The sequence below is a fragment of the Paenibacillus sp. 1001270B_150601_E10 genome (genome assembly GCF_015558675.1).
GTDB lineage: Bacteria > Bacillota > Bacilli > Paenibacillales > Paenibacillaceae > Paenibacillus_B.
Genome location: NZ_JADMOL010000017.1, coordinates 1 through 15,175 on the forward strand (window position 1 = coordinate 1; position 15,175 = coordinate 15,175).

At 46.8% G+C, this 15,175-nt stretch carries 11 protein-coding genes and 2 riboswitches; of the genes, 6 read left to right on the plus strand and 5 right to left on the minus strand.

Going from position 1 to position 15,175, the window contains the following annotated elements:
* Positions 1-130 precede the first annotated feature (130 nt).
* From gcvPB to gcvT, 3 genes are read right to left on the minus strand one after another with little or no spacing between them, the layout of a single operon-like run.
* Positions 131-1,654 carry an aminomethyl-transferring glycine dehydrogenase subunit GcvPB gene (gene gcvPB, locus I2H74_RS22355; protein WP_195576467.1) on the minus strand — a complete coding sequence of 508 codons (1,524 nt, stop codon included), beginning with the start codon at positions 1,652-1,654 and terminating at the stop codon, positions 131-133.
* On the minus strand, positions 1,651-3,012 hold the full coding sequence (gene gcvPA, locus I2H74_RS22360; RefSeq protein WP_195576468.1) for an aminomethyl-transferring glycine dehydrogenase subunit GcvPA: 1,362 nt from the start codon (positions 3,010-3,012) through the stop codon (positions 1,651-1,653). The genes gcvPB and gcvPA overlap by 4 nt, the downstream gene beginning before the upstream one ends.
* A gap of 48 nt (positions 3,013-3,060) precedes the next feature.
* Entirely contained in the window at positions 3,061-4,161 is a 1,101-nt protein-coding gene (gene gcvT, locus I2H74_RS22365) for a glycine cleavage system aminomethyltransferase GcvT (protein WP_195576469.1), read from the minus strand.
* 215 nt (positions 4,162-4,376) lie between these two features.
* Positions 4,377-4,469, minus strand: a riboswitch (glycine riboswitch).
* Between the two features lie 237 nt (positions 4,470-4,706).
* Here gcvT and gcvH point away from each other — a divergent pair.
* Both gcvH and I2H74_RS22375 read left to right on the plus strand, forming a co-directional pair.
* Positions 4,707-5,096, plus strand: coding sequence for a glycine cleavage system protein GcvH (gene gcvH, locus I2H74_RS22370; protein ID WP_195576470.1), 390 nt, complete (start codon positions 4,707-4,709; stop codon positions 5,094-5,096).
* A gap of 295 nt (positions 5,097-5,391) precedes the next feature.
* The gene (locus I2H74_RS22375) at positions 5,392-6,099 is read left to right on the plus strand and encodes a DsbA family protein (protein WP_229506125.1); all 708 of its coding nucleotides are present in this window, start codon (positions 5,392-5,394) and stop codon (positions 6,097-6,099) included.
* Positions 6,100-6,209: 110 nt separating this feature from the next.
* Here I2H74_RS22375 and I2H74_RS22380 read toward each other — a convergent pair whose 3' ends face one another.
* Positions 6,210-6,599 carry a hypothetical protein gene (locus I2H74_RS22380; RefSeq protein ID WP_195576472.1) on the minus strand — a complete coding sequence of 130 codons (390 nt, stop codon included), beginning with the start codon at positions 6,597-6,599 and terminating at the stop codon, positions 6,210-6,212.
* Between the two features lie 360 nt (positions 6,600-6,959).
* Between I2H74_RS22380 and I2H74_RS22385 the strand changes: the two genes are divergently transcribed.
* Positions 6,960-7,286 (plus strand): hypothetical protein, encoded by a 327-nt coding sequence (locus tag I2H74_RS22385; protein ID WP_195576473.1) that lies wholly within the window; start codon positions 6,960-6,962, stop codon positions 7,284-7,286.
* A 122-nt stretch (positions 7,287-7,408) separates the two neighbouring features.
* Here the strand turns inward: I2H74_RS22385 and I2H74_RS22390 are convergent, their stop codons facing one another.
* A complete protein-coding gene (locus tag I2H74_RS22390) occupies positions 7,409-8,695 on the minus strand; it encodes a chitinase (RefSeq protein WP_195576474.1) in 1,287 nt (428 codons plus the stop codon).
* A gap of 547 nt (positions 8,696-9,242) precedes the next feature.
* Here I2H74_RS22390 and I2H74_RS22400 point away from each other — a divergent pair.
* From I2H74_RS22400 to I2H74_RS22410, 3 genes are all read left to right on the plus strand, one after another.
* On the plus strand, positions 9,243-9,734 hold the full coding sequence (locus tag I2H74_RS22400; protein WP_195576476.1) for a hypothetical protein: 492 nt from the start codon (positions 9,243-9,245) through the stop codon (positions 9,732-9,734).
* Positions 9,735-9,887: 153 nt separating this feature from the next.
* On the plus strand, positions 9,888-10,613 hold the full coding sequence (locus tag I2H74_RS22405; protein ID WP_195576477.1) for an MOSC domain-containing protein: 726 nt from the start codon (positions 9,888-9,890) through the stop codon (positions 10,611-10,613).
* Positions 10,614-11,065: 452 nt separating this feature from the next.
* A riboswitch (cyclic di-GMP riboswitch) is annotated at positions 11,066-11,150 on the plus strand.
* 120 nt (positions 11,151-11,270) lie between these two features.
* Positions 11,271-15,164: a glycosyl hydrolase family 18 protein gene (locus tag I2H74_RS22410; protein ID WP_229506126.1), complete on the plus strand. Its 3,894-nt coding sequence runs from the start codon at positions 11,271-11,273 to the stop codon at positions 15,162-15,164.
* The last annotated feature ends 11 nt before the right edge of the window (positions 15,165-15,175 follow it).

Genomic DNA, 15,175 nt, shown 5'->3' on the forward strand with positions numbered 1-15,175 from the left:
CGCCAGCTTTCAGCTTAGGGCTTTTTTCAATGTCTACAAAAATGGGGCTTGACCAAAGATCTCCCGGGATTTTTTAATAATAATGAAAGACTTTGATAGGATATCCATCTACAATAGGAGGAATCCAGCGTTAGTTACAAGCGCAGTTCAACACAGGCTTGCGGGCGGCCTGTGTTTCATTCAGGCGGCGCACATGTGTAGAATAAGGTGCATTCAATAGAATCTCTGGATTCTCTTTCGCCTCTTCTGCGATCCGAATCATGGTGTCAATAAATTCATCCAGCGTCTCTTTGCTTTCGGTTTCCGTAGGCTCAATCATCATGCATTCTTCCACATTAAGCGGGAAGTAAATAGTAGGCGGATGGAAGCCGAAGTCAAGCAGTCTCTTCGCGACGTCAAGCGTACGAACTCCATACTGCTTCAGCGGCGTGCCTGACATGACGAATTCATGCTTGCATACGCGCGAATATGGAATTTCAAAGTACGGCGCAAGTCGATGCATCATGTAGTTCGCGTTTAGTACTGCGCATTCAGAGACTGTACGAAGGCCTTCAGGTCCATACGTTCGAATATACGTGTACGCGCGGACAAGAATGCCGAAGTTGCCATAGAATGCCTTCACTCGTCCGATTGATTCAGGGCGATTATAATCAAAGGCAAAGCTACCATCATCTTTCTTCACGACGATAGGCTTAGGAAGGTATGGCATAAGCTTCTGCTTTACACCTACCGGTCCTGCTCCAGGGCCGCCTCCACCGTGAGGCGTGCTCATTGTCTTATGGAGGTTCAAGTGCACGACGTCGAAGCCCATATCGCCAGGTCTTGTAATTCCCATGATAGCGTTGGAGTTAGCTCCGTCATAGTAGAGCAAGCCGCCTGCTTCATGAACGATATCGGCGATCTCCACGATATGCTCCTCGAACAGCCCCAGCGTACTTGGATTTGTCAGCATCAAGGCCGCTGTATCAGGGCCTACGGCTGCACGCAGGGCATCCAGATCAACGAGGCCGTCTTCGTTCGACTTGATCGTGATCGTATCAAGCCCCGCAGCAGTTGCACTGGCAGGGTTCGTTCCGTGGGAGGAATCGGGTACGATGACCTTCGTCCGAACCTCACCGCGTGCCTCATGGTAGGCACGGATCATCATCAGACCCGTCCATTCGCCATGTGCGCCTGCTGCAGGCTGCAAGGTCACTTGATCCATGCCTGTAAGGGCAGCCAGGTCGTTCTGGAGCGTATACATGAGCTCAAGCGCCCCTTGAATGCTCGATTCAGGCTGATAGGGGTGAATCTTGGCAAACCCAGCGAAACGTGCTGTATCTTCGTTAATCTTCGGATTGTACTTCATCGTACAAGAGCCGAGCGGATAGAAGCCATTGTCGATCCCAAAGTTGCGGCGAGATAACTCGGTATAATGACGGATCACGTCAACTTCATACACCTCAGGGAGCTCTGCTGGAGCGCTTCTTAGGTAAGATGAAGGAATAAGCTCATCGAGAGCGAGCTCCGGCACATCACACTCAGGCAGAGAGTAAGCTACCCGTCCTTCGCGACTCATCTCGAAAATCAGCTTTTTGTCTGGAGAAACATGAGCACTGGCCTGCTGCTGTGCTTCTGCTTGCGTTACGATTGAATCACCGTTTGGTTGTGTCATGATAGAACCTCCTCCAGCTGTGCTGCGAACTCGTCGATTTCTTCCTTCGTGCGACGCTCGGTTACAGCTACTAATAGATGCTGCTTCAGCTCATCATATTGTAGACCTAAGTCGTAGCCGCCAATGATTCCTCTTGCGATGAGCTTCTCGTTCACTTCTTGAACCGAGACGTGGGCAGGAAGCTTCACGACGAATTCATTAAAGAATGGCGAGCTGAAGGCAAGCTCGAACTTGTTCGATTGCTTTATGCGCTCAGCAGCATAATGCGCCTTTTGAATGTTTAAGTTGGCCACTTCCTGGAGGCCAGCTTTACCCATCGTGGACAAATAGACGGATGCACAAAGCGCAAGCAGCGCTTGATTCGAGCAAATATTCGATGTGGCCTTCTCACGGCGAATATGCTGCTCCCGTGCCTGAAGAGTGAGCACAAAGCCGCGTTTGCCGTCGACATCGACCGTTTGGCCGACAATGCGGCCAGGAATCTTGCGCATGAGCGCTTCTGTTACGGCGAAGAAACCGCAAGTCGGTCCGCCAAGCGAAGCTTGTATGCCGAATGGCTGTGCGTCGCCGACGACAACGTCAGCACCAAGCTTGCCAGGTGATTCCAAGAGGCCAAGCGTAAGCGGGTTCGTGCTCATCACGAGCAGACCCTTGTGCTGGTGAATAATAGGCTCAATGGAACGAACATCCTCAATGCATCCGAAGAAGTTCGGGGATTGAATCACGACAGCCGCTGTATCGGCGGATACGGCCGCTTCAAGCTTCGAGAGGTCTGTTACTCCGTTCGACGTATCGATCTCCACAATCTCAAGCCCAAGGCCATGAGCAGTCGTGCACACGATCTCTCTTGCTTCAGGATGAACAGCCTTCGAAATGACGATCTGCTTACGCTTCGTATGAGCCGCTGCCAATGCGCTTGCTTCGCCAAGCGCTGTTGCGCCATCGTACATGCTGGCATTTGCAACAGCCATGCCTGTAATCTCGCAAATATACGATTGGAACTCAAAGATCGCCTGCAGCTCGCCCTGACTGATCTCAGGCTGGTATGGCGTATAAGCCGTGTAGAACTCGGAGCGGGAGATTACATGATTGATCACGACAGGAACGTGATGATCATAAAGTCCAGCTCCAAGGAAGCTTGTATAGCGATCAAAGTCAGCATTCTGATCAGCTAAGCTGCGCATATGCTTCAATAGCTTGGCTTCATCCAAAGCTTCAGACATGGGCAGTGTGCCTTGATAGCGCACCGATTCAGGAATATCATGGAACAGCTCATCTACAGATGAGATTCCGATGACCTTTAGCATTTCAGCTTGGTCTTGCTCTGTCATCGGAATGTAACGATGCTTCTGCTTCATAGGTTTAACTCCTTCTTAGTTTATGACGTAATCAACGACGTTAGGCAATTAGGAACGTTTGTAGAATGGCGCTTTGATCACTTTGGCTTTAAGCTTTTTGCCGCGAATTTCGACGAACAGCTCCGTATCGAGGGCTGCGTATTCCTTTTTAATCAGGGCTAATCCTAAGTTGCGCTTCAATGTAGGCGATTGTGTGCCGGTGGTGACTTCACCAATATGCTCTTCATCTGCGTACACAGGGTAGTGAGAACGAGGAATCCCTTTGTCAATCATCTCGATGCCGACAAGCTTGCGCGGCGCGCCATCTGTCTTCTGCTGCAACAGCGCCTCGCGGCCAATGAAATCGCCTTTATCCAGCTTCACAAAGATACCGAGCATCGCTTCAAGCGGGCTGATGTCTTGGGAGAGCTCTTGACCATACAGAGGCAGGCGAGCTTCAAAACGAAGCGTATCGCGTGCGCCGAGGCCAGCAGGCAGGAGGCCGTGCTCTTCACCAATGGACAACAGCTTCTGCCAGATCTCCGCAGCATCTTGAGACGCGACATACAGCTCAAAGCCGTCCTCACCGGTATAGCCAGTTCGCGATACCAGCGCGTTTTTACCTGCAACCTGTACGTTTTGAAGGAAGTGGAATGGCTTTAGGTCTGCCAAAGACTCGGTAGTAAGCTGTTCAAGAATCGCAATCGCTTTAGGGCCTTGCAGGGCAAGCAGTGCGGTCTCGCCGGATACATTCGTTAAAGAAACGCCTTCTGCAGGCAAGTGCTCTTGCAGCCATGCAAGGTCCTTATCGATATTCGAAGCATTCACAACAAGCATGTATCGATTCTCTTCCAGTCGATATACCAGCAAGTCATCCACAACGCCACCAGTCGGATAGCAAAGCAGACTGTATTGTGCTTGACCATCCGCAATTCTCGTTACATCGTTAGTCGTCATGTGCTGAATGAAAGCTTCTGCTCCTTTGCCTTCAACTAAAAATTCACCCATGTGGGAGACGTCAAACAGTCCTGCACGCTCGCGTACGGCCTCGTGTTCCTTTTGAATGCCGTAAAATTGCACAGGAAGCTCCCATCCACCGAAATCAATGCAGCGTGAACCAGGAATGTCCGCATATAGAGGAAATAGAGGGGTGCGCTTCAGTTCCGTCATATGATCACCTCGTCGTCCTAGACTTTTTTTGCATGCTAAAGAAGGACAGTCCAAAGAAACATGCTCCCTTTGCGGCAGCTTCATTTCTTGGCTCTGTCCTTGGTACCTGAGAGTGTCCTTTAAAGTTCAAGGCATGGAAAGGCCCGTTGCCTCGAGCTTTAGAGTTTCCCCTTGGGTGATCCTGTCCGAGAGTGGCAGGATGCTCTCCAGAGGTGCGTCCAGTAAAAGTCCTTTTGCCTGAGAGATTCACCTTCCGGCTTACTCCTTCGGCGTTACGTTGTAGCTGTAATCTCTCCCTTTACCTTCATCCGCTCATATTTTAAAATTTATAGTCCTACCTACATTAATACTTGAAGCTTCCTGACATTGTCAATCCATTTATTACAATTTTCCTAAAAAGAAAGGTATGTATTGACAGCCTCCGTACGGTGCAATACCCTATAAATGAATTGCGAAAGCAAGCAACGTGTCAACTTGTACACCCTAACAGATGAAATGAAACCAACGTGAACACCACTACACAACGGATGAAAAGAGGTACTGGGATGAGCGAAATTAAGGACAACCTATTGTACAGTGAAGAACACGAATGGGCGCTGATTGTCGATGAAAAAACAGTTCGTATCGGCATTACAGATCACGCACAGCATCAGCTTGGCGATATTGTATTTATTGAATTCCCTGAGGTCGGAACAGAGCTGTCTGCTGGTGACAGCATGGGCTCTATTGAATCGGTTAAGACCGTATCTGAGCTGTATGTTCCGGTAACAGGCAAGATTGTGAAGATCAACGAAGAGCTTGAAGCTACTCCTGAGCACGTGAACGAGGAGCCTTACGGTCAAGGCTGGATTGCTGAGATTGAGGTTGAAGGCTCTGCGGAGGATGCCGTCAAACATTTGCTGTCTCCTGACAAATACCGTGAAATTACGGAATAATTGGAGCGATTAGGATAGGCTTTCTCGTCCATGACGGGCGGTAAAAAAATGAGAACTAAAGCCCCAGTGCGACTAATAATTAGTCAAGCTGGGGCTTTTCATTTGCGGCGACCCAATCCTACAAAAATACAGTTCAGATTCTTCTTTTTGGCTGATAGCATATGCTTGCATTTGAAATAGAGTAAGTATGCCCGTATGATATGATGAAGGAGATAGCATGTAATTGAAAAATGTTATATAATTTTCATTTACATCGCTAGTCAGTCAGCATAGAGAGGGAGCAAGGCTTTCCGTCATGAAAAAAAATTACATGTTTGCATGGACGCTGCTCATTGCCATTCTTATTCTCACCGTCGTGATGATCGCCATGACTTTGTTTGAGGCGAAGCAGCTATCTTCCAATCAAGGCTTAGTTACCGAAAATCAGCTTGCCATAGCGCAATTTAAAGCGGATTTGCATCTTGAGATTCAGCCTGTACGAGGCGAACGTGATGCACTGGTTCAAATTGTGGAGTTTGGAGATTACAAATCTCCATACAGCAAGGAGTGGGAAGAGCAGGTATACCCAAAGCTCGAAGAAGAATATATAGCATCTGGCAAAGCTGCTTATTATTATTTGCATAATCCGCTGCCTGATATGGATTCTCATCTGGCTGCTCGAGCAGCAGAGTATTTGATGGATGTGGATGAGAATCTGTTCTGGCGCTTTCATACGTTACTATACAAAAAGGAAGGTTTCATGCACTATCGCTGGGGAACCGAGGCCTTTATTCTGGATTTGCTTCGAGTCTATTTCCCTGAGGTGGATATTCAGACCTTCATCCAGCGCTATCAAAGTGAGTCTGTGCTGAGCATGGTGCTTATGGATCAAGAAGCGGCAAAAAAGTATGGCGTTGAGTATAATCCGACGATCTTTGTCAATGGCAAGCTTGCTGAAGATTCCTCCTATGAATCGATTAAGAAGCTGATCGATAAAGAGCTGGCTCTTCATATGAATCATTAAGCATTCGGGCGTGCAAATGGGTGTAAGTCAATGATCGAATCGTTGTAAATCAAAATGAAAAGGGATAGGGGATCATCGGTATAAGATGGTTCCTTTTTTTATTTGAGACGTTATTCATGGTTTACAGGAAGATCCCACAGCAGATAGTGCTTGGAAAATTGGCGGGTGGAGACGCCGATACGCTTGTCTTCTTTTTCAAAAATGAGAACGGAACCGAGTTGATCCCGTAAATGCCAGCCTTTATCTCGCATGTAATCCAAGATAACTTGATATCGATTGTCGGAAGCGACGACCGATACGTGACGAATGGTATCATGCGTCTGCTCAACGGGAGCATACGCAAGTCCGTCCATATGTAATCGGATGATGGCTTTAAATATAGGTACAGGACGATCCTCCTGGGAAATGGCACTGCTAAAAACGAAGAAAAACAAAAGGATGACGAGGAAGAAGAGGACAAGCAGAAATAGAAGAAGTCGTTTTCCTAACCTTAGCCACACAATACAGGTGTTTCTTATTCCATTACCTCCTTAAAGCATTCGACCATTGAGCTTACAAGTAGGAACAAATGCGTAATAAACAAATGTTTCCTATATGATTAAACGCAAGATAGGTAAAATAGTTGTTATAGATGGACAAATTTTCTAATTCATTATTATGAATGCGCTTTCCACGCATAAGGGTGAAAGACAACCTTAGGAATATATATGACAAGTATAGCTTTACTTTCGAAGGAAGCTGTATTAATCCTTCTGATGCTGTTGATGACGAAAAAACTGTTGAAGCCAAAAAGTGTATATGGAAGAATATGGGGATGTCCATTACAATGTGAATAGATTAAAAAGAAGGAGTGCTTCATCATGATGGCTGTCTATAAGCGAAACGGCATTTATAGCTTTGTTGTTGGAATTCTTCTTGGTATATGGCTGATTCCAGATACTTCGGTGTTTTTACATCCTAACGGTGGAGTATCGGAGATTGAGTTGTCTCTTCGTTCCTACTCGCTCAAGGTCATTCGATTTGCCATTAGCGTTTCGATGCTGACTCTAATAATTACGCTGCTTTTAGGCATCTTTCCATTGCGTGAAATTGCTCAAAAACCTTTTGTTCGCGATTTTGCAAAGGGATTTATCGTCGTTCTTGGACTGATACTGTTGTTCATGGTTGGAAATCAATTGTTCTCATAGTTTAAGAAAGCAATTCAATGCCACCAGGTGTTGTTAGTCTAGTCAGACGAGATAAACGATTAGAGCCGATAGAAAAAGGTGATTCAACGGGACTGTCCCTGTTGAACCACCTTTCTTCTCGTTTAGAATGGCTGCATGCCGAGTGTATCTACTTTTTCACCTGTGATATCTACGCCCATGCGTGCCGTAATCTCGCGATAATGTCCCGCGCGCCGCTCGACAGGACTGCCTTCAGTCTCGCCGAGATTGGCCTCCAATCCATTTAGCACCATAATCGAAGTGCCGAATCCAGGTTTAAGCCCTTTCTCTTTCTCGGCATCAGTTGGCTTCCATCTTCCAACCATAACATCGTGAGCAGATGGCTTAGGCGCTTGAGGGGTCATCCAGAATAAAATGGCGGTCATATAGCCGATTTTTCCGTCCTCAGCCACGATTTCTGGATTTTTGAGGAGTACATGCTTATCCCCGTAAATGATAGAGCTAAAAAGGCCATAGTTAAAGTTCCAGCTAAGCATAATCGGTCCGCGTCCGTAATAGCGCTTTCCTTTTGCGCCAGGGTACTGCTGGCGAGAAGCAGGGTCAACGAAGTTGGACATGTTTTGACCGGTGCGTCCAGCAATATTCTCATTCCAGAAGAGACCCCAGCGCAGCGGGCCGCCTGGTGCAGTCGCCCAGCCCCCGCCGGTCTCGTGAGATAGATTGGCAAGGAAGGCCGCGAGCTCGCGTTTCCGATCCGCTTTAAATCCTTCTTTCAAAAACGTGCCGCAGTCGATGATAACGGTTTCAATTTCCTTGGTCAGATTATCCTTGGCATTGAAGTTAGCTGAACGCATGACGAGGGTTTCTACCCTTGCGTCTTTATCAAGCCTATGTATCTCTTGTTCGCCTGTTCCTTTTCGAGTACTAATTTTAATTTTAAGATTGGATACCTCTGCAACGGCGTTTATTAAGTTTTCATAGGAGAAATAATCCGTTTGATCGGCTTTGTAATAATCCTTCCCCTTTGCTACCTTATGCCATTCTTCAGATCCAAGGCGGTAAGGGAACAACTCCTCGAAGTCCTTCTCTGGCAGGGCAGTCTTGACTGCTTCGATCGCCTTATCTGGGAGATAAATAGGGTCTAGGTCATCCCAATCCTGCACGAGATCCTTGTGAGTAAGCAGGCGATGTTCACCGACCTCAAGCGAGCTGCCTTTATGTACGTAAGCGTTGTCATTTTTTGGTGCGGCAGATGAGGTATCGGGAGTTGCTTTTTTTGCGCCCGCTGAGGTTGAAGCGCTTGAAGCAGGTGAAGTTTTGGATTCCGCTGCGATCGCAGGAAGAGGAGCCATGAGGAGAGCTGCACCAACGGCAAGGCTTATACTGCGTTTAGCCACCTTGTTGGAAAAGGGAAATTTACCTTCGTACATAATCATTCTCCTTACTCACTGAATTGGATTTCATCAACACCTTATCAATGTTAAAGCGCTTTGTATATAGTCGCTCATGACTAGCGCTTCGTGTGAAATTTGCTGAATGCAGAAGAAAGTGGAAGAATAATCCAGATGTAGTGATGAAGATGCAGAAGGACTTTAGTGGATATAAAGAGAACTCGTCGAAGAAGCGTATGAAAGGGGTGCTCGGAACTATGACGGATGAACTAAAGAAGGAAATGAACCAATCTTATAAGAAGGTTCGGTATGATGCTAGGTTAAGGATGACAGAATCTTAAACAGCTTCTACAATAAAGGAGTGGAATTGTTCTATTTCGGAAGAGGACGATTAGTGCACTGGACTACTGATGGTAAAGGAAGCGGGAGGTGTCGTTGTCGATTAGGCGGACATGCCTTTTGCGGGGGTGTCAGCTGAGGCTTATCTCATGGCTTACCAAGCTGATCAGATGTTGACATGGTAAGCGTTGTTTAACAAGGGTTATAAGAGGAATACGATTTATGATTTCAAGAAGGAGTGTCATCCATGAATCGCATCTATCAACCGCCAGGAATCATAATAAAGCTTATTGCCGGAATGCTTTCGGCAGGCTCGCTAATGGCAGTTATCGGTTATGTCTATTCGATCCCTTTTGTATACGAGACTGACTTCTTCAATGCAGGCTACGCCGCAGAAGTAAAGGGAATGCTTCTTTATGGGGTAAAGCTAAATTTAATTATCACCTTGCTGTTAATCCTGCCTATGTCCATGTTCGCTGACACAGTATCGCTTCATTTATCTCGATGGGGAAGAGTGCTAAGCGGCACCGTAAGCATCATACAGTATGTGCTAATTGGCATCATTGCACATTTTATTTATGTGCTGTATACGGGAGATCATATGATGCGTAATGACAAGCTCTCCTATTTTATTATTCTTGCTGTATTGTTCTGGCTGTTCCAACTTATTCTCTCTGGATTAAAACGACTGTTCCAAAGCTTGAAGAGCAAAGGAGCCAAGCAGCAGCAACACATGTAAATTCATAAATCTATGGAGGTGCACGCTGGATATGACGATTCTTCTCATCATTATCATCGTAGGCTACACACCCATCATTTATCGAATACATAAGCGGTTAGAGAAGCTTGAGAAGGAAATACAAAGAATAGCAAAAGAAAGGTAATCAAAAACATGAAAAATATAGGATGTATACGTGAGATTCATCGATATCCGGTAAAATCATTTGGTGGAGAACAACTCGAATCCTGCGAGGTGGCACCTTATGGATTGTATGGCGATCGCAGCTACGCATTTATCGACGAGACGAAGCAGGGCTGGAACCAGTATGTCACAGCACGCAACATTCCCAAGATGCTTTCCTTTAAGGCAAAGCTTATTGATGAGCAAGCTGGCTCTGCGTCACCTCAGGTTGAAGTTACGGGACCTACCGGTCGTGTACATGGATGGGATGAGGGACTATTTGAAGAGATTCAGGCGCTTACACGTACAAAGCTAACGATGAAATCCTATCTCCCAACGAATGATGAAGTGCTTGCTGTTGACGAAGCACACATTCTAATCGTGACAGATCGTTCTCTGCGTGCATTGGAGCAGCTATGGGGCTCAAGTGTGGATCCTAGAAGGTTCCGAGGGAATATTGTCTTAACCTTGCAGGAAGACGCGTTAGAGGAAGATCTTTGGATCGGGAAGACGCTGAGGCTGGGAGAGGCCGAGCTTCAGGTGTATTCCAAGTGCGAGCGCTGCTCGATCATTACCTTAGACCCTGAATCCCAAGCTCGAGATGCCTCATTACTTAAGGTGGTCCATCAGGAGATGAAGCTTCAATTTGGCCTTTATGCAAAGGTTAAACAGATTGGGCAAGTGCGCGCAGGTGACCAAGTGTGGATGATTGACTAAATCAATAAGATAATTTATAAACTCCTATGGGCGAACGGTATTAGGCCTGTTGGAGTTTTTTTACAGCTCTAGTACAAAGCGAAGAGAGATGAATCTGTGACCTATGAACTAGGGGCATAGAGTGAGAGATGTATTCGATGTCACGTGAGTAATCGCAGTCATGATCAGATCAGCTCTTCAATCTGTGAAGAAGGCTTCAGATACAGCAAGGGGGCACTGGTTATGCTGCATAAAAAATGCGGTTTACCCAAGTGAGAGATTATAAGGAAGTTTTAGCTATTATCTATTAGCTGCTAAAAGGTTAAATGCAGTGAATGCTGCGCAAAACGTCCTATGTACTATTTTTCACGAAACTATCCCCAAGACTCATGGAAGCGCTTGAATTATAAGTTATATTTATCGATACACCAAGAAAAACAAATAGGCTTAGTACCATAAGTGAGCCTCTTCTCGGTATTACTAGGCAAAACTAGGGAAATCTAGTGACGCAAAGCTACAGGGGCTAAGGATGAATATCGATGCCAGCCAGCTGCCAATGAATAGAGTGATGCTAGGTTACTCTCTATTCGTTGTTCGCGTTAATTAAAGAAAGGAAGTAGAGAGAAAAGCACCCTAGATGCCTATTAATATAATCTATTAATGGGGCGTGAGAAATGAATGAACGGTAAACAAAAGAGAAATATCAAAAAGATGCTTGCCATGACCGTAATGGCGATGATGCTGTTTGTATCCTCGCTGGCGCCAGCGTATGCAAGCACGACTTCGTCTGAAGCAAGAGACACCAGAGCCTTAGGGCGAACCACTAATGAAATTCGAAATGTCATGTACTATGGGGATTGGTCGATATGGGGTGGACAAGGCTACTTTATGCCAAAGGATATTCCAGCCGATCAGCTCACCCATCTGAACTATGCGTTTCTTGATTTCAATTCATCTGGAGAGCTCATCTTTACCGATGAGGGAGCAGCAGTCGGTGCTCCAGTTGGCCAAGCAGGCGTACAGTGGGATGCAGCAAATGCAGGCATTTTGATCGCGCTTCAGCAGCTTCGTGCTGAGAACCCGAATTTGAAGCTTGGCATTTCGCTCGGCGGCTGGTCAAAGTCAGGTGATTTCTCCGTTGTAGCGGCAGATCCCGCGAAGCGAGCTCATTTTGTAGACAACGTGATCTCATTTATCCAATATACCAATATGGACTTTGTTGACGTTGACTGGGAATTCCCCGCAGAAGTCCGCAAGCCAGACCTCGTGGACAATAAGAATGACGAGGGTGCGCTATATTCCACCCCGGAAGATAAAAACAACTACATTTTGCTGCTCCAGGATTTCCGCCATGCGCTCGATAAGCTCGGCGCCGAGATGGGAAGATATTATGAGCTGACCGTAGCTTTGCCAGCACCAAAGGATAAGATCGATGTTGGCATCGATGTTCAGAGATTGTTCAGCATCGTCGACTTTGCCAATATCATGACCTACGATATGCGCGGTGCATGGGATGAATACAGCGGCCATCAGACCGGGCTATATCCAAACCCGCTTGACCCCCTCAAAGGAAGACATTTATCCATTGATGAAAGTGTCAACTATTTGCTTCAACAAGGCGCACAACCTAATCAAATTGTCATTGGTGCTGCGTATTATACGCGTGGCTGGAATTCGGTATTTGGAGGACCAGACTCGAACCTGCCAGGCCTTTTCGGAGAAGCAGCCTTAAATGCAAAGGATGCAGATCAGACGCCGTCTCGTGGTGCGATTAGCGAGGCTCCGCTTGCTGTAGGTGATGGAGGACGAGCGACAGGAATATGGTCCTTCCGGAATCTGGATAAGCTCAAGGCACAGTTTGCAGATGAGGCAGGACAAACTCGTTTGCAAGAGTATTGGGACGATATCGCGAAGGCTCCATACTTGTACGACAAAGAGTCGGGTGCATTTTTTACGTATGATAATGAACGATCTATCCAAGAAAAGACCAACTATGTACTGGAGAAAGGTCTAGGCGGTGTCATCGCGTGGATGGCTTCCAATGATGCACCGACAACAGTTCCGAATAAGCGTGATCAGCTGACGAAGGCAACAAAGCAAGGATTGTTCGGCAGCGAGAAGCTCAAGGAGCACGAAATAGCGTATACTAGCTTGAATGTCACTGCGGATGTTACACCTTATCAGGAGTCATGGGGCAATGGCAAGGGCTATGAAATTACGATCAGCAATCAGGAAACGTTAAGTGAACAAAGTAACGTACTGCGCAAGGTCGAAAGAGGAGCAGAGACGATCAAGCTTCCTAAGCTGTATATCAAAGCAGATGGGGCCTTTACTTCCGGCGATTGGCTGGCAGGAACCGTGATGAGCGAGAATGGGTATACGGTCGTCGATCTGAAAAGCGTTTATAATGGTAAAACGATTGAGCCAGGCGCTTCCTACACGTTTAAAATCAAGGGAGATGCTGCAGTAGAGAGCATTGAGCTTGTACAGCGCGTATCTGACAACAGTCCGGAAATGAATCGGCAATTCATCTATGGCGACGATGAGCCTAGCAAGAATCAGGCTCCAGTCCTTAACGGTGTTATCGATAAGACGATCAAGGTTGGGGAAGCCTTCGATAAGCTTGCTGGAGTAACTGCAACAGATAGAGAAGACGGTGATTTAACCCATCAAATTCTGGTTATTGGAGAAGTAAACACTAAGCTGCCTGGTCAGTATCGTCTCACTTACTCAGTAGCAGATGCTGAAGGAGCAGTGACGGTTAAGGATCGCATGATTACTGTACAGTCTGACGGGATTCCTGATTATGACTTTGGAGTTGGCCAAGGCATTGAATGGCCGAAGCAGGTAAATGCGCCCTTTGTGGACATGGTTGCCTGGGTGACAAAGCCTGGATACAGCAATAACGGTGCGGCGAATCTTGTGCAGATCGCACAGGATACAGGGGTGAAGTATTTCAATCTTGGCTTCATTCAAGCAACGAGCAGCCAATTGTCGGATGGCAAGATTCAATGGGGCTGGGGCGGTTATTCTGTCTTGAATGAGAAGAATAACAATAACGACCAGTATCAAGGCATTAAGAAGTCCATTCGTGAGCTGCGCGAGATGGGCGGCGATGTCACGATCTCGTTAGGCGGACTGAATGGCACGACATTCTGGCAAGTCACACAAGACGTAGATACACTATTTCGAGCCTATCTGGAGCTTGTCCAAGGCTACGGCCTTACCCATCTTGATCTCGATATCGAAGGCGGGGCACAGGACAAAGCCATAAATGTTGCCAATGCAAAGGCAATCAAGAAGCTGCAGGATGCTACAGGAGTAGAAATCATTCTCACCCTCCCTGTCCTGCCGAGCGGCTTGACGCAGGTACAGCTGGACGTACTGGAAGCTTATTTGGCAAATGGCGTAGATGTGAAGATTGTAAATATCATGACAATGTGCTACGGCAACGGCACATTGCTTCCAGGTGAGAATTATGGCTCTGCCTCATTAAGAGCCGTGGATTCGACGAAGGATCAGCTCAAGTCGTACTTTCAAAAATATGCGAATGTCAGCCTAACCGATGCTGAGGCGTATGCAAAAATAGGGACGACGCCATCCATTGGGTTTGAAGGCGCAGCACACCCCATTTTTACTACGGAATGGACGCAATGGGTCGTTGATCACGCCAATGAGAAAGGTCTTGGCATGACCTCCTTCTGGTCGATGAATCGCGATGCGATGCTTGAAAGCAATGCTGGCGTTCATACGCAGTATGAATTTACGTCTATCTTCAAGCAGTTCGGAGAGGGAAGCACGCCTCCAGCAAATACGAAGCCTGTCATTCATGGAGCGGCAGACAAAACAATCATTGTAGGCGAGGTGTTCGATCCTCGCGCAGGAGTAACGGCGACAGACCGCGAGGATGGTGACCTGACGGATAAGATCAACATTGAAGGCACGGTTGATCCGTCAACGCCAGGAACATACACCCTTGTGTATAGCGTAACAGATGGTGAAGGACTTGTTGCAGAAGCAATACGGACCATTACGGTTGTACTGCCTGTAAATCAACCGCCAGTCATTCATGGTGCCGTAGATATTATGATCAAGCTCGGAGATGCCTTTGATCCAAGAAAAGGAGTATCAGCTTCGGATGCAGAGGATGGCGATCTTACCGCATCTCTAATGATAGAGGGCATTGTAGATACGAACACAAAAGGGACATGCAGGCTGGTATATTCGGTAATCGACAGCCAAGGAGCAACGACGGTTGTGGATCGAACGATTACGGTAACTGATAAGCTCCAAGATACGTGGGATCCTAATAAAATCTATTTGGTAGGCGATACGGTAATATTCAATGGATATACGTATACTGCTAAATGGTGGGTGCAAGGGCAGGCACCAGGTACAACAGATGCTTGGGAAAAAGAAAAGGTGCTCAATGAAGACGGTAGTGTAGATTACGAAAAAGGTTCTGTCTATGTGCAAGGCGATCTTGTTCGATATGAAGGCAAGCTCTATCTTGCGAAGTGGTGGACACAAAGCGCACCGGGCAGCGACAGCTCTTGGGAGCTTGTACAGTAAGTCATGATAGA